21 protein-coding genes are annotated in these 14,505 nt (G+C 64.5%); 10 read left to right on the top strand and 11 right to left on the bottom strand.

The window, feature by feature from the left end; translation table 11 throughout:
* Positions 1–5: 5 nt before the first annotated feature.
* Positions 6–359, bottom strand: coding sequence for a DNA-directed RNA polymerase subunit omega (gene rpoZ / locus BKY27_RS11190; RefSeq protein WP_071674564.1), 354 nt, complete (start codon positions 357–359; stop codon positions 6–8).
* 77 nt (positions 360–436) lie between these two features.
* On the bottom strand, positions 437–1,030 hold the full coding sequence (gene folK, locus BKY27_RS11185; protein WP_324609997.1) for a 2-amino-4-hydroxy-6-hydroxymethyldihydropteridine diphosphokinase: 594 nt from the start codon (positions 1,028–1,030) through the stop codon (positions 437–439).
* A gap of 106 nt (positions 1,031–1,136) precedes the next feature.
* On the opposite strand from folK, the gene BKY27_RS11180 reads away from it, so the two are divergent.
* Positions 1,137–1,712: a LabA-like NYN domain-containing protein gene (locus tag BKY27_RS11180; protein ID WP_071674563.1), complete on the top strand. Its 576-nt coding sequence runs from the start codon at positions 1,137–1,139 to the stop codon at positions 1,710–1,712.
* A gap of 49 nt (positions 1,713–1,761) precedes the next feature.
* Here the strand turns inward: BKY27_RS11180 and BKY27_RS19925 are convergent, their stop codons facing one another.
* From BKY27_RS19925 to BKY27_RS11165, 3 genes are all read right to left on the bottom strand, one after another.
* Complete coding sequence (locus BKY27_RS19925; RefSeq protein ID WP_071674562.1) at positions 1,762–2,454, bottom strand: hypothetical protein; 693 nt, start codon at positions 2,452–2,454, stop codon at positions 1,762–1,764.
* Between the two features lie 125 nt (positions 2,455–2,579).
* Positions 2,580–3,215 carry a class I SAM-dependent methyltransferase gene (locus BKY27_RS11170; protein WP_071674561.1) on the bottom strand — a complete coding sequence of 212 codons (636 nt, stop codon included), beginning with the start codon at positions 3,213–3,215 and terminating at the stop codon, positions 2,580–2,582.
* Between the two features lie 81 nt (positions 3,216–3,296).
* Entirely contained in the window at positions 3,297–3,755 is a 459-nt protein-coding gene (locus BKY27_RS11165; RefSeq protein WP_071674560.1) for a c-type cytochrome, read from the bottom strand.
* Between the two features lie 138 nt (positions 3,756–3,893).
* Here BKY27_RS11165 and ispH point away from each other — a divergent pair, with 138 nt between their 5' ends.
* The 7 genes from ispH (at position 3,894) to BKY27_RS11130 (ending at position 8,899) form a co-directional block, all read left to right on the top strand.
* Positions 3,894–4,844 carry a 4-hydroxy-3-methylbut-2-enyl diphosphate reductase gene (gene ispH / locus BKY27_RS11160; RefSeq protein ID WP_071674559.1) on the top strand — a complete coding sequence of 317 codons (951 nt, stop codon included), beginning with the start codon at positions 3,894–3,896 and terminating at the stop codon, positions 4,842–4,844.
* Positions 4,845–4,906: 62 nt separating this feature from the next.
* Entirely contained in the window at positions 4,907–6,031 is a 1,125-nt protein-coding gene (locus tag BKY27_RS11155) for a flavin-containing monooxygenase (RefSeq protein WP_071674558.1), read from the top strand.
* On the top strand, positions 6,028–6,642 hold the full coding sequence (locus BKY27_RS11150) for a LysE family translocator (RefSeq protein ID WP_071674557.1): 615 nt from the start codon (positions 6,028–6,030) through the stop codon (positions 6,640–6,642). The genes BKY27_RS11155 and BKY27_RS11150 overlap by 4 nt, the downstream gene beginning before the upstream one ends.
* 1 nt (position 6,643) lies before the next feature.
* Positions 6,644–7,234: a class I SAM-dependent methyltransferase gene (locus tag BKY27_RS11145; RefSeq protein ID WP_071674556.1), complete on the top strand. Its 591-nt coding sequence runs from the start codon at positions 6,644–6,646 to the stop codon at positions 7,232–7,234.
* A 65-nt stretch (positions 7,235–7,299) separates the two neighbouring features.
* Positions 7,300–7,743: a DUF3429 domain-containing protein gene (locus tag BKY27_RS11140; protein ID WP_071674555.1), complete on the top strand. Its 444-nt coding sequence runs from the start codon at positions 7,300–7,302 to the stop codon at positions 7,741–7,743.
* Entirely contained in the window at positions 7,743–8,201 is a 459-nt protein-coding gene (gene rnhA, locus BKY27_RS11135) for a ribonuclease HI (protein WP_071674554.1), read from the top strand. Before BKY27_RS11140 ends, rnhA begins: the two co-directional genes overlap by 1 nt.
* Before the next feature lie 77 nt (positions 8,202–8,278).
* Positions 8,279–8,899, top strand: coding sequence for a trimeric intracellular cation channel family protein (locus BKY27_RS11130; RefSeq protein WP_071674602.1), 621 nt, complete (start codon positions 8,279–8,281; stop codon positions 8,897–8,899).
* 4 nt (positions 8,900–8,903) lie between these two features.
* Here BKY27_RS11130 and BKY27_RS11125 read toward each other — a convergent pair whose 3' ends face one another.
* The 6 genes from BKY27_RS11125 to def (BKY27_RS11100) are packed head-to-tail and all read right to left on the bottom strand — an operon-like array spanning position 8,904 to position 11,847.
* Positions 8,904–9,140 (bottom strand): GlsB/YeaQ/YmgE family stress response membrane protein, encoded by a 237-nt coding sequence (locus BKY27_RS11125; protein ID WP_071674553.1) that lies wholly within the window; start codon positions 9,138–9,140, stop codon positions 8,904–8,906.
* Positions 9,141–9,181: 41 nt separating this feature from the next.
* A complete protein-coding gene (locus BKY27_RS11120; RefSeq protein WP_071674552.1) occupies positions 9,182–9,448 on the bottom strand; it encodes a hypothetical protein in 267 nt (88 codons plus the stop codon).
* Between the two features lie 3 nt (positions 9,449–9,451).
* Positions 9,452–10,360, bottom strand: a complete 909-nt coding sequence (gene fmt / locus BKY27_RS11115; RefSeq protein ID WP_071674551.1) for a methionyl-tRNA formyltransferase — start codon at positions 10,358–10,360, stop codon at positions 9,452–9,454.
* Entirely contained in the window at positions 10,357–10,851 is a 495-nt protein-coding gene (def, locus tag BKY27_RS11110; RefSeq protein ID WP_071674550.1) for a peptide deformylase, read from the bottom strand. Before def (BKY27_RS11110) ends, fmt begins: the two co-directional genes overlap by 4 nt.
* Positions 10,841–11,326 carry a peptide deformylase gene (gene def / locus BKY27_RS11105; RefSeq protein ID WP_071674549.1) on the bottom strand — a complete coding sequence of 162 codons (486 nt, stop codon included), beginning with the start codon at positions 11,324–11,326 and terminating at the stop codon, positions 10,841–10,843. The genes def (BKY27_RS11110) and def (BKY27_RS11105) overlap by 11 nt, the downstream gene beginning before the upstream one ends.
* Entirely contained in the window at positions 11,323–11,847 is a 525-nt protein-coding gene (def, locus tag BKY27_RS11100) for a peptide deformylase (RefSeq protein ID WP_084667943.1), read from the bottom strand. Before def (BKY27_RS11100) ends, def (BKY27_RS11105) begins: the two co-directional genes overlap by 4 nt.
* Before the next feature lie 97 nt (positions 11,848–11,944).
* Here def (BKY27_RS11100) and BKY27_RS11095 point away from each other — a divergent pair, with 97 nt between their 5' ends.
* Both BKY27_RS11095 and BKY27_RS11090 read left to right on the top strand, forming a co-directional pair.
* Positions 11,945–13,114, top strand: a complete 1,170-nt coding sequence (locus BKY27_RS11095) for a MalY/PatB family protein (RefSeq protein ID WP_071674547.1) — start codon at positions 11,945–11,947, stop codon at positions 13,112–13,114.
* 353 nt (positions 13,115–13,467) lie between these two features.
* Positions 13,468–14,427, top strand: a complete 960-nt coding sequence (locus tag BKY27_RS11090) for an L-malyl-CoA/beta-methylmalyl-CoA lyase (RefSeq protein ID WP_071674546.1) — start codon at positions 13,468–13,470, stop codon at positions 14,425–14,427.
* Positions 14,428–14,505 lie beyond the last annotated feature (78 nt).

The raw sequence follows: 14,505 nt of genomic DNA, 5'->3' as shown, positions 1-14,505 counted from the left end.
CGTTCTCAGCGCTGGCCTTGCGCTTCCATAAGCTGGCGCAGCATCTGCTCTTCCGACATGTCGTCGGCGGCGGGGCGATCCGCTTCGACGCCTTGCAGCAGGGCCATGGCGTCTTCTTCCGGCTCGTCCACCTCGATCTGGGTCTGGTTGGACTCGATCAGACGCTCGCGCAGATCGTCGGCCAACTGCGTCTCTTCTGCGATTTCACGCAGCGAGACGACAGGGTTCTTGTCATTGTCGCGGTCCAGCGTCAGCGGGCTACCGGCGGAAATCTCACGCGCCCGATGGGCGGCAAGCATCACCAGTTCGAACCGGTTCGGGACCTTGTCAACGCAATCTTCTACCGTCACGCGGGCCATTAAATATCTCCGAGCTCTGTTTCAGGAGGGGTGCGCAAGGGGCCTACTTACAGGCCATAAAAAGGATTGACAAGGGATCAATCCGGATCAAGTGGCACGATTTCGTGCAGGTCGGCGGCGGGCAGCCGATCCAGCATCTGTTGAACCGTGTCACCGGTCAGCGGATGGCGCCAATCGGGGGCCACGTCTGCCAGCGGCACCAGCACGAACCCCCGTTCCTGCAAGCGGGGATGGGGCAGGACAAGCTGCCCCGGCGCCCGCGTTGCGGCCTCGGCCAGCGGCATCGTCCGCCACGCTGTCTGGGTCTCGGCATCCGGGCGCACCTGTTCGCCAAGCGCCAGCAGATCAAGGTCCAGAACGCGCGCTTCCCATCGGCGGGTCCGCGTCCGCCCCGCGTCGACCTCGACCCGGTGGAGCAGCGCCAGCAGATCCTCGGCGCTCCCGCTCCAGTCGATGGCAAAGGCCGCGTTCACGAAATCCGGCCCCGCCCCCGCCGGAAAGGCGGGGGTGCGATAGAATCGTGACACCACGGCTTTGCCGCCGCTTTCGCCGACCACCCGATCCACGGCGTCGCGCACTATACTGAAGGACAGGTTTACCTCGGAAGAACCGTTGGAGCCGACGGCAATAAGCGCATTTGTGAAGGAAATATTACAGTCTGGACGTTGCAAAGCGCGTTCCAGCTCTTATTCTCGGGCCATTGTCGATCGTGATTTTTGCCATTTCATTTTTCTCTTAGCGATTGCGGTCGATGTTATCACTCACGGGACCACTATCATGTTTTATCGGGACGAACGGTTGGCGCTCTTCATTGATGGCTCCAACCTCTACGCGGCGGCAAAGGCGCTGGCCTTTGACATCGACTACAAACTTCTTCGACAAGAATTCATGCAACGCGGCAAACTGCTGCGGGCGTTCTACTACACCGCCCTTCTGGAAAACGACGACTATTCGCCGATCCGTCCGCTGGTTGACTGGTTGCATTACAACGGGTTCTCCATGGTCACCAAACCGGCGAAAGAGTTCATCGACAGCCAGGGGCGCCGCAAGGTCAAGGGCAACATGGATATCGAACTGACGGTCGATGCCATGGAAATCGCCCCCCATGTCGATCACATCGTGCTGTTCTCGGGCGATGGCGATTTCCGCCCGCTGGTCGAGGCGCTGCAACGCAAGGGCGTGCGGGTGTCGGTTGTGTCCACCATTCGCAGCCAGCCGCCGATGATCGCAGACGACCTGCGCCGTCAGGCCGACAACTTCATCGAACTGGATGAGTTGAAAGACGTTGTTGGCCGTCCGCCGCGCGAACCGCGTCAAAGCGAGCAGGCGCAATACGAAACTGAAGAAAGCTGAGATCGCGCCCTCCGGCCATCTGCGCCGGAGGGCCCCCTCGGCACAATCGTTACATCTGGGAAATTTCGACACTGTCGAGCAGAATGCCCAGACTGTTGTTCTGGTCGGCGATCTCTCGAAAGCCGATCCGGTCATCCCCGGACTGCCCATAGATCACCACCGACGATTGCTCGAAACTCGTCGTGCTCTGTGGGCTGATCGTCGCCACGACGTCACCGTTCACCACCACCTCGAAAGAGTCTCCGGAACTGCCACCGGCCCGCGCGGCGCTGGCAAAGCTCAACTCGTAGGCAACGCCGTCTTCCATGTCGATCAGAGTCGAGATGTGGTCAATTCCGTTTGACGTCGCGTCCAGTTCGACAAAGGACGAGCCATCCCCGGTTTCCATGCCGTGAAAGCCGTTGCCCCAGGTTTCGATCTGTCCACCAGACCCGGCATTGGACCAGCCGTCTACCGTACCGAGCGACCAAGTCCCCGCCAGTTGATCGGAATCGAGATGTCCGTTGACCAACCCGACGGCAATCGCGGTATCTTCCGCGTTCAGCGGCCCGCCGCCGAACCCGGCCCCGACAGAAATCCCCGTCATCGCATCCCGCGTTTCGCCCGAGAGGGAACCAAGCCCTGCGATGGTCGTCGCCATCGCGGCAATCCCCAACCCGGTCACGGCGGCTGACAGCACGACCCAATCCACTGTGGTCGCACCGCTTTCCCCATGCCAGAATGTGCAGTCGTCGGAAGTCATCCTCCCTCCGTTCCGCCACGCGGATTGACCGGCCAGCCAATCACGGCACCGGTCACGCAGCCGTATCAAGGCCCCCGTTGTACCCTGACAGCCAATTTTGTCTCAAATATGGTTGTTTTGGTAAATTATACTCGATCCAGCCGTCGCAGCACGCTCCATTGGAAAGACTGCACCGCCCCGCCGGGGGTGACGTGATCGGCAAAGCCGCTTGTTTCCAGCTTGAAGGCCTCTGGCGCGACCTCTTCCAGACGAATGACCAGATCCAGCGGATCGTAGCGCTGCACCGGCAAGCCCGAGCAGGTCATCGGCCCGGCCCTGGAAAAGGTCAGGATTACCGCGTGCCCATCGGGGGCAATCGCCTGCCGCATGGTTTCGATATAGTGCTGCTGGTCATCGCGGTCGGTCAGGAAATGAAACACCGCCCGATCGTGCCACAGGTTATAGGGCCGCTCGGCGCGCCACTTGCGGATATCGGCGGTGATCCACGCCACCTTCTGCGCCGCCGCGCCAAGCCGCGCCCGGCTGAGCGCAAGCGCCTCGTCCGACATGTCCAGAACCGAAAGGTCCGAATACCCCGCTGCAAGCAACGCATCGGGCAGGCGGGCGGCCCCGCCCCCGATATCAATGACGGCGTCGCTCGGACCGGAACGGCCAAGGATCAGGTCCAGCGACAAATCCGGCGAAGCCTCGAACCAGCTCAAGCCTTCTGGCGCGTTGTGGCCATAGCGCGTATTCCAATGTTCTGTCGTGCTCTCGGTCATCTGTGCGCTCCGATCGGGTCAGGTCCATAGACTATCATGGCGATCCCGCCCCGTCGGTGAGCATGTCACAGAGCGGACAGATCACTCCAGCGCACGCGCGTTCATCTCGTTATGCATCTCGATCACCCGGTCGGGCCATGTGCTCTTGATATAGGCCAGCACGTCGAGGATCTGCTGCTCGCTCATCACATCGCCAAAGCCCGCCATGTGGCTGCGATACTCACCGCCGATCAGGGCAGCCGAGCCATAGGTGGTGATGGCCACCAACAGGTTGTCGGGGTGGTGCCATGTGTGCCCGGTTTCGTCATGGGGCGGCGCGGGCAAGAACCCCTCCGCATCGCGCTCGCGCCAATTTGCCTGGCCGGACAGGTCCGCGCCATGGCAGCTGGCGCACGTTTCCGCATAGACCACTTCGCCCCGCGCGACCGCCTCGGGGTGGTCATAGGGCAGAAGGCCGGGGCGCTCGCCATGGCTGGCAAGTGCCGAGGTCGCCCCGAGGAGGCACATCGTCGTAATCACCGCGGTCAAGGGTGCGCGCATTGTCGTCTCCCATTTCAAGATCAAGCCGCTGGATACAACCTTCCCGCCCGGCAAGGTCCAATCACCACCGCGTGAGGCCCCCCTCTGGACCATGAGCGACCGGTGGCTTACCTCTGGGCCAAGCCAAGGAGGCCCGCCATGACCAAACCGCCCCTCACCCTCTACCTCGCCGCCCCACGCGGCTTTTGCGCCGGTGTCGACCGGGCGATCAAGATCGTCGAAATGGCGATCGAGAAATGGGGCGCGCCGGTCTATGTGCGCCACGAGATCGTGCATAACAAGTTCGTCGTCGATGACCTGCGCGCCAAAGGCGCGGTCTTCGTCGAAGAACTGGAAGATTGCCCGGACGACCGGCCGGTGATCTTTTCCGCCCATGGCGTGCCCAAATCCGTCCCCGCCGCCGCCGAGGCGCGCCAGATGGTCTATGTGGATGCCACCTGCCCGCTGGTGTCCAAGGTCCATATAGAGGCCGAGCGCCACCACCAGAACGGGCTGCAAATGGTCATGATCGGCCATGCGGGCCACCCGGAAACCGTGGGCACAATGGGCCAGTTGCCCGCAGGTGAGGTGCTGTTGGTGGAAACCGAGGCCGACGTGGCGGGCCTTGCCCCCCGCGACCCCGAGCGGCTGGCCTTCATTACCCAGACGACGCTGTCGGTCGATGACACCAAGGGCATCGTCGCGGCCCTTCAGGCGCGGTTCCCCAAGATCATCGGCCCCCACAAGGAAGACATCTGTTACGCCACCACCAACCGGCAGGCGGCGGTCAAGGCGATTGCCCCCAAGGCCGACGCGATCTTGGTCGTGGGCGCGCCCAATTCCTCGAACTCGCGCCGATTGGTCGAGGTCGGCTCCAAGGCGGGCTGCTCCTATTCGCAGCTTGTCCAGCGGGCCGAAAACATCGACTGGCGGTCACTAGGGGGGATTTCCTCGGTCGGCGTCACCGCAGGGGCCTCGGCCCCCGAAGTTCTTGTCGAGGAAGTCATCGACGCCTTCCGCGCTCGCTATGACGTGACCGTGGAACAGGTCGAAACCGCCGTCGAACGGGTCGAGTTCAAGGTTCCCCGCGTCCTGCGCGACTTCGCCTGAGCGTTGACCGCCACCCACGATCCGGGCCACGTTGCCAGCCATCACGTCCGGGAGCGCACATCATGAAAGCGATCATTGTCGGCGCAGGTCCGGCAGGCCTTGCCGCGGCGGCCTGTCTCAAGCAACGCGGTGTCACTGTTACGCTTCTCGACCGCGCCCAGACCATCGCCAGCAGTTGGCGCAACCACTACGACAGCCTGCACCTGCACACCGCGCGGGGCCGCTCGACCCTGCCGGGGCTGTCCTACCCCAAGGGCGTCGGCAAATACCCCAGCCGGGAACAGGTGATCGCCTATCTTGACGCCTACGCACAACATCACGGGCTGGCCCCCCGGCTTGGATGCACCGTTACCGCCATCGCGCGCAAGGGCGCGGGTTGGTGCGTCACCCATTCCGATGGTGCGGAGCAGGCCGATATCGTCGTCGTCGCCACCAGCGTGAACGGACGCCCCAAAACGCCGGACTGGCCGGGCACCTTCGACGGCCCCATCCTGCATTCGACCGACTACCGCAACGCCGGGCCCTTCGCGGGGCGGCGCGTTCTTGTGGTGGGATTCGGAAACTCGGGCGGGGACATCGCCCTCGACCTCAGCCGTGCGGGCGTGGACGTGACCGTCGCGGTGCGCAGCCCCGTCAACATCCTGCCGAAAGAGCTTTTCGGGGTGCCGATCACCTCTTTTGGCCTGCTGACAAAGCTGCTCGGCTACAGGACTGCCGATATCCTGACCGCGCCGATCCTGCGGCTCAAGATCGGGCAGGCCGAGGATTACGGCCTGCACTCCATGAACAAGGGCCCCGGCGCGATGGTGCAAGAAGACGGGCGCATCCCGATGATCGACGTGGGCGCGCTTGGCGCGATAAAGGCCGGGCGCATCACGGTGAAACCGGGCGTCAAGGCACTGGCGGGCAGGACTGTCCGCTTCGACGACGACAGCGCTGCCCCCTTCGACACGATTATTGCGGCCATCGGATACAAGGTTGATCTGCGCCCGCTGCTTGGCCCCGACTGCGCTGCGCTCGACCCACAAGGCCGCCCCACGGTCAGCGGCGGGCCAACCGCCGAACCCGGTCTCTATTTCTGTTCGTTCCGCGTTTCCCCCGACGGCCAGCTGTTCGCCACCAGCCGCGAAGCCAAGGCCATCGCCGCCGATGTTGCCGACACTCTGCCCCGGAAAGGCCGCCCATGATTTCTGCACAATTCCTTCTGACCGCACTCGTGGTCGTTCTCGTCCCCGGCACCGGGGTCATCTACACGCTGGCGCTCGGCCTCGGGCAAGGTCGCCGCGCCGCGATCTGGGCGGCGCTTGGCTGCACCTTCGGGATCGTCCCGCACATGGTGGCGGCCACGCTGGGGCTGGCGGCGCTGATGCACAGCTCGGCCATCGCCTTCAACATCGTGAAATGGGCCGGGGTCGCCTATCTTCTGTGGCTGGCGTGGGGCGCAGTGCGCGCAGGCGGCGCGCTCCGGATCGAGGAAAAACACGCGCAGGACGGCGGCCCGCGCATCGCGCTCCGCGGTGCGCTCATCAACATCCTGAACCCCAAGCTTTCGATCTTCTTCCTCGCCCTCCTGCCGCCGTTCCTCAGCGGCAACCCCGCCAGCGCAACGGCGGAAATGGCGCTGCTCGGGTTGGTCTTCATGGCGCTCACCTTCGTGATCTTTGCCCTCTACGGAGCCTTCGCCGCCTTCGCCCGCAAGGCCGTCTTGGGCAGCGCCCGCACCATGCGCTGGATGAGCCGCAGCTTTGCCGCCGTCTTCGCCGGGCTGGGTCTCAAGCTCGCCATGGAACGGCTCTGACATGGCAGATCGTGAAACCCTCGGCGTCTACGGGGGCAAGGCCGCCGACTACAGCGACCTGCCGCCGTCCGAACCCGAACAGGCGGCGCTGTCGGGCTTTCTTGCCCGCTTGCCTGCGGGGGCCCATATCCTCGACCTCGGCTGCGGCCCCGGTGCCCATGCCGCGCAGATGCAGGCACAGGGCTTTGCCGTCACCGCGCTGGACGCCACGCCCGAGTTCGTCGATGCCGCCCGCGCCAAGGGGGTGAAGGCCAAACTCGCCACCTTCGACGACGTGACCCAGACAAGCGCCTATCATGCGATCTGGGCCAGCTTTTCGCTGCTGCACGCGCCCAAGGCCGATTTCCCCCGCCACCTTGCAGCGATTCACGCCGCGCTCAAACCGCAGGGCCACCTCTTCCTTGGCCTCAAACTGGGCGAGGGCGAGCACCGCGACCCGCTCGGGCGTTTCTACGCCTATTTCACCGAGGCCGAACTGCACACCCATCTGGACAAGGCCGGTTTGACCCCGATCCACACCAGCCATGGCACAGGGGTGGGCCTTGCGGGCACCGCCGATCCCTTCATACTGCTGACGGCACTCAAGCCCTGAGCCGGGTTGCCCTTCTGCGCCGACAGCGCCAATAAGGGCCCGCCCAATATTCGGAGCCGCACACGATGTCCCCCATTCCCCGTCCCGCCCTTCTGCTCGGGCTTGCTGGCCTGCTGCCCTTTCTCTGGGGTGCGCTGACCTCGGTCCAGCCCGGTCTGGCCGAATGGGGCAGCGATCTGCTTGGCCCCCGCTTCGTCGGGCCTTATGTGCAGGTCTTCTACGGTGCGATCATTCTTGCCTTCATGTCTGGCGTCCTCTGGGGCTTCGCCACCAAGGCCGAGGGTTGGGACGCCTATGTCCTGTCGGTCATCCCGGCGCTGTGGGCCTTCTTCACCACCGGCGGCGGGGCCGAACGGGCGGCAGGCGCGCTGATCGTCGGGTTCATCGGCCTGCTGGCGCTGGATTGGGTGTTCTGGAAACGGGGCCTCGCGCCCCAATGGTGGATGGGCCTGCGCGTGCTGCTGACACTGATCGTCGTCAACGCGCTGGCCGTGGACCTGATTTTCTGATGCCCGATCTTTACGCCTACACGGATGGTGCTTGCTCTGGAAACCCCGGTCCCGGCGGCTGGGGCGCGCTCTTGCAAGCCAAGGAAGGCGACACCGTCGTCAAGTCTCGCGAACTCAGCGGCGGCGAGGCCGACACCACCAACAATCGCATGGAACTGCTGGCTGCGATCACCGCTTTGGAAAGCCTGTCACGCCCGTCGACAATCATCATCGTGACCGACTCGGCCTATGTGAAGAACGGCGTCACCGGCTGGATCTTCGGCTGGAAGCGAAATGGATGGAAAACCTCGAACAAGAAACCGGTGAAGAACGTCGATCTATGGCAGCGGCTCGACGCGGCCCAAGCCCGCCATGACGTGACATGGGAATGGGTCAAGGGCCACGCCGGTCACCCGGAAAACGAGCGCGCCGATGAACTGGCCCGCGCGGGCATGGCCCCATTCAAGAAAGGCGCGTGACGGAAGGAACCGGGCGGCGCTGACGCGCCTTGATTCCGGGCTTTCCCGGCCGTCCCAAACCCGTCACACTCGCCCCCATGACCCTGCTTCTTCTCGACTATGCGGCCGTTCTGGTCTTTGCGCTCACCGGGGCGCTTGTTGCCAGCCGGGCGCAGCTCGACATCGTGGGGTTCTTCTTCGTCGGCTGCCTGACCGCTGTCGGCGGCGGCACCATCCGCGACTTGTTGCTCGCCCGCGATCCGGTGTTCTGGATCGCCGACCCGATGCCTTTGCTGCTCGCCAGTTCCGCGGCACTGGTTGTGTTTTTCACCGCCCACCTGCTGGAAAGCCGCTACCGCACGATCCTCTGGCTCGATGCCGTCGCACTGTCGGTCGCGGTCGCCGCCGGGGCGGGCGTGGCGCAATCGCTGGACCAGTCGCCGTCCATCGTCCTCGTGATGGGGGTCGCCACCGGCTGTTTCGGCGGGTTGATGCGCGATGTGGTCTGCAACGAGGTGCCGCTGGTTCTGAAACAAGGCGAACTTTACGTCACAGCCGCCTTTGCCGGGGCGGGCGCGGCGCTGATCGCCTCGGCCCTGTCGCCGCATCCTCTGGCCCCGATCGTCGCCTGCATGAGCACCTGTTTTGCCCTGCGTGCCGGATCGCTCGTGTTCGGCTGGCGGCTGCCCGTCTACCGGGGCCGTCCGCCGCGCCGCTAGCTAATCAGCGTTTGACGTAGGTCTGCCACGCCCAGATCAGCACCAGTGCCCCCAGCAGCGCGCCCAGAAACCCCGCGAACATGCCCATGACCGTCAACAGAAAACGCAGCACCAGACCGCCGATGATCGCCCCCAGAATGCCGATGCTGACCGTGGTGATCACATCCGCTTCGACATTCATGATCCGGGTGGCAAGAAACCCCGCCGCCGCGCCGATGATGATGAGATAGACAACGACCATATCAGAACTATGCCCCAGCTTGATGACGGTTTCAAAGCGGCCTAGCGCCGCCGGTTACGGCCGCGCCGCCTGCGCGCGGAGTCGGCGGGAATCAGCACAAGCGCCGCCGCCGAACCGATGATCGCATCCACCCCCGGCGAGCCAAAGCTGAGATGGAACAGCGCGCGCAGCATGAACAGCACCACCACCGCACCAAGGGCGATAATGATCGACGGGACCAGCCCGTTATGGGTGATCCGCAACCTTTCGAACAGAACGGCGATAGCCCCCCCGATCATCAGCGAGCCGAAAAAAGCGAAGAACCCCATGGCCTAGCCTCCCAATACGGTGCCCGGCGGGACAGGCGTGCCGCGCAGGAACTCGTCCGCCGCCTGACGCCCACGCCCCTCGGCCTGCACCTCGGTAACCTGCACCGCATCCGTGCCGCAGGCAATGGTCAGCCCGTCCAGCACCGCACCGGGCGCGCCCGCCCCCTTGGCCAATCGGCAGCGCAACAGCTTCAGGCGCTTGCCCGCAAGCATCGTCCATGCGCCGGGAAAGGGCGACAGCCCCCGGATCTGGCGGTCGATTTCTGCGGCGGACGCGGTCCAGTCGATCTGCGCTTCGGCCTTGTCGATCTTGTGGGCATAGGTCACGCCCTCGTCCGGCTGCGGCTCGGCCACCAGATCGGCCAGCCGGTTCAGCGCCTCGACGATGGCCGCCGCCCCCATGACGCTCAGCCGGTCGTGCAGGTCTTGCGTGGTCTCTTCGGCGGCGATGGGCGTCGCCTTGCGCAACAGCACCGGCCCGGTATCCAGCCCCGCCTCCATCTGCATGATGCACACGCCCGTTTCCGCGTCGCCCGCCATGATCGCACGATGGATCGGCGCCGCCCCGCGCCAGCGTGGCAACAGGCTGGCGTGGATATTGAGGCAGCCCTGCGCAGGCGCGTCCAGAACCGCCTGCGGCAACAGCAACCCGTAGGCCACAACCACTGCCACATCGGCCTTCAACGCCGCGAACTCCGCCTGCGCTTCTTCCGACTTGAGCGAAACAGGGTGGCGCACCTCCAGCCCGAGCGACTCGGCCTTTGCATGAACCGGCGTCAGCCGCTCCTTCTTGCCCCGCCCGGCCCGGCGTGGTGGCTGGCAATAGACCGCCGCCACCTCGTGCCCGGCCTCGACCAAAGCCTCCAGCACCGGGACCGAGAAATCGGGCGTTCCCATGAAGACGACTCTCATGTCCGCTTCCTCGCCCTGCGCAAGAACATGTCCCGCTTCACCTTGCTGAGATTGTCGAAATACATCTTGCCGTTCAAATGGTCGATCTGGTGCTGCACGCTGGTCGCCCACAGCCCCACGAAATCCTGCCGCACCGTCATGCCGTGATGGTCGACAAAGCTCACTGTCACTGCGCGGGGACGCTCGATCTTGGCATAGACGCCGGGCAGGTTCGGGCTGGCTTCTTCATGCGGCCTCAACTCGATCGAGGAATGCAGGATCTTCGGATTCGCCATCCGCACCGCCTTGCCGCGTTCATTCGAGGCGTCGACCACCGCCAGCCGCAGCATCACCCCGATCTGCGGACCGGCCAGACCCACCCCCGGCATCGCGTCCATGGTCTCGATCATGTCGTCCCAGGTCGCGCGGATCTCGTCCGTGACCTCGGCCACCGGCGCGGCTGGCGTCCGCAGCCGCTTGTCCGGCCACATCACGAAGGGTCTAACCGCCATATGCGTTCTCCAGGTCCTTGCGCCTCTCGGGAGAGAGCCGGTCAAAGATCACCAGCCCATCCAGATGATCCAGCTCATGCTGCACGCAACGCGCCGCAAAGCCGGTCATCACGCCGTCATGGCGCGCGCCCTCCAGATCGGTCCAGTGCACCCTGACATGCCCCGGACGACACAGCTCGGCCGCGACGCCGGGGATCGACAGGCACGCCTCCTGCCCCCAAACGGAGCCCTCCGCCGCGGGGGCCACCTCTGGGTTGATCATGACGACGGGATCGGGCGCACCCTCTTTCCAGCCGACATCCATGACGAACAGCCGGATCATATGCCCTACCTGCGGCGCGGCCAGCCCACGCCCCTTTGCGTCGTACATGGTGTCCAGCATATCGGCGGCCAGCGCAGCAACATCGCCCGTAACCGGCGCGCAGACCTCGCTCAGCCGCGGATCGGGCCAGTGCAGGATCGGCAGAATGCTCACGCCTGTTCCCGGGCCCGTTCGCGTTTCAACTTGACCATCTTGCGGGTGATCATCTGCCGCTTCATCGGCTTGAGATAGTCGATGAACAGCTTGCCATCCAAATGGTCGATCTCGTGCTGCACGCAGGTGGCCCAGAGGCCGGTAAAGACCTCGCGCTCCTCCTCGCCCTTCAGGTTCATCCAGCGCACCTCGACCTCGGCAGGCCGGGTCACCTCGGCATAGACCTCGGGGATCGACAAACAGCCCTCTTCATACACGCTGGTGTCGTCCGAAGACGCGATGACCTCGGGGTTGAACATGGCCAGCGGGCGCGGCGCGGCGCTGTCGTCCTTCACGCAATCCAGCACGATCAGCCGCTTCGACAGGCCGATCTGCGGCGCGGCCAGACCGATGCCCGGCGCGTCATACATGGTTTCCAACATATCCTCGGCCAGCGTGCGCAACTCGTCGGACAAGTCCGTGACAAGGGCCGCCGGCTTCTTCAGACGCGGGTCGGGATGGATCAGGATCGGCTTCAACATATGGGTCAAATAAGGTATCCCGCGCGCGCTCGCAACGCCCCTTGCGGCTGCCGCTGGTTCCGATAGCCTCCCGGTCAAACAGACAGCGGAGAGCCCCATGAATTTCGACGAGATCATCGACCGACGCGGCACCCATTCGGTGAAATGGGACATGATGGAGAAAATCTACGGCGTGTCGGCGGATGAAGGCATCTCGATGTGGGTCGCCGACATGGATTTCCGTCCGCCCGCCTGCGTGCAAAAAGCGGTCGAAGACACGGCCGCCCACGGCATCTACGGCTATTTCGGCGATGACAGCGCGTACAAGGCGGCCATCGGCTGGTGGATGGAAAACCGCCATGGCTGGCGGGTTGACCCCGATTGGATATTCACCACCCACGGTCTGGTGAACGGCACCGCCATGTGCGTCGATGCATTCACCCGGCCCGGCGACGGTGTCGTGCTGTTCACCCCGGTCTACCACGCCTTCGCCCGCGTGATCGCGGCGGCCGGGCGCGAGGTCGTGGAATGCGAAATGCCGCAAGAGGATGGCCGCTACACGCTCGATTTCGACGCCTGGGACGCGCAGATGACCGGCGCCGAAAAGATGCTGGTCTTCTGCTCGCCCCACAACCCCGGCGGGCGGGTCTGGTCCAAGGCCGAGTTGGAGGCCGTGGCCGCCTTTGCCAAGCGTCATGACCTCGTTTTGGTCTCGGACGAGATCCACCACGACCTTGTCATGCCCGGCCACGAACATACGCCGATGGCCCAGATCGACGGGGTTGCGGACCGGCTGGTGATGATGACGGCGACCACCAAGACCTTCAACATCGCGGGCAGCCACATCGGCAACGTGATCATCCCTGACGCGGCCCTGCGCGCCACCTTCGGCGCCCGAATGGCCGCGCTTGGCATCTCGCCCAATTCCTTCGGGCTGTTCATGGCCACCGCAGCCTATTCCCCCGAGGGCGCGGCATGGGTGGATGAACTCGTGGCCTATCTCGACGGCAACCGCCGCCTCTTCGACGAAGGCGTCAACGCCATTCCGGGCCTCGCCTCGATGTCACTCGAGTCCACCTATCTCGCGTGGGTCGATTTCTCCGGCACCGGGATGAGCCGTGATGAATTTACCACGCGGGTGGAAAAAGGCGCCAGGATCGCCGCCAACCATGGCCCGACCTTCGGCAAGGGCGGCGACAGCTTCCTGCGCTTCAACCTCGCCACCCCCCGCGCCCGCGTCGCCGAGGCGGTGGACCGTCTGGCAAAGGCGTTCAGCGACCTTCAGTAGGGCGCCGGCCACGTGTCATCCCCGGCCCCTGTCATCCCCGGCCACGTGTCATCCCCGGCCACGTGTCATTCCCGGCCACGTGTCATCCCCGGCCACGTGTCATCCCCGCGAAAGCGGGGATCTCCCCCACCTACGTCCCTCTTTCCGCACCGCCGCAAGAGTCCGCCTTTCCCCCGAAACCGCCAAGCCGGTGTACGCGGGGTGTACGGGGGGTGCACAGAGGGTGTACGCCCGGCGACGGCCGAATCCAGGGGGTGCGCCCTTTGCCGCAACGCAGCACTTGCGCGCCGCGGCGCAATATTCTACCCAAGCTTGGAACACATACGAAATTTCCTTACTCAGAGGATCTGCCCATGTCCTTCCGCCTCCAGCCCGCCGCGCCCGCCCGTCCGAACCGCTGCCAGCTCTTCGGCCCCGGCTCCAACACCAAGCTCTTCGCCAAGATGGCCGCCTCCTCTGCCGACGTGATCAACCTCGATCTTGAGGATTCCGTCGCGCCGTCCGACAAGGATCAGGCGCGGGCCAACGTGATCGAGGCGATCGAAAACGTGGACTGGGGCACCAAGACGCTATCCGTGCGGATCAACGGGCTGGACACCCCCTATTGGTATCGTGATGTTGTTGATCTTCTTGAACAATCCTCGGATCGGCTTGATCAGATCATGATCCCCAAAGTGGGGTGCGCCGAAGATGTCTACGCCGTCGACGCGCTGGTCACGGCCATCGAGGCCGCCAAGGGCCGGTCCAGGAAAATCGCCTTCGAGGTCATCATCGAATCGGCCGCCGGCATCGCCCATGTCGAAGAGATCGCCGCGTCTTCGCCCCGTCTGGAAGCCATGAGCCTCGGCGCCGCCGACTTTGCCGCGTCGATGGGTATGCAGACCACCGGCATCGGCGGGACGCAGGAAAATTACTACATGCTGCACGGGCAGAATCGCCACTACTCCGATCCGTGGCACTGGGCCCAGACCGCCATCGTCGCCGCCTGCCGCACCCACGGCATTTTGCCCGTGGACGGCCCCTTCGGCGATTTCTCTGATGATGAGGGCTACATCGCCCAGGCCCGCCGGTCTGCCACCCTCGGGATGGTTGGGAAATGGGCTATCCACCCCAAGCAGATCGCCCTTGCAAATCAGGTCTTTACCCCCTCGGACGAGGCAGTGGCCGAAGCCCGCGAAATCCTCGCCGCGATGGAGGACGCCAAGGCCTCCGGTGCCGGCGCGACGGTCTATAAGGGCCGTCTTGTCGACATCGCGTCCATCAAGCAAGCCGAGGTCATCGTCGCGCAGTCCGAATTGATCGCCAAGGGCTGACGGCCCCAGACAATAGGCCCCAAGGCCACTCTGTTGCACGGGGCACATTGCAAATCATTGCCTTCGCCTGCATATAGC

The organism is Nioella nitratireducens, from assembly GCF_001879715.1.
In the GTDB taxonomy this organism is placed as follows: Bacteria; Pseudomonadota; Alphaproteobacteria; order Rhodobacterales; family Rhodobacteraceae; genus Nioella; species Nioella nitratireducens.
Note: the sequence above shows the minus strand (reverse complement) of the source record. Positions and strands in the feature narration are given on the sequence as shown.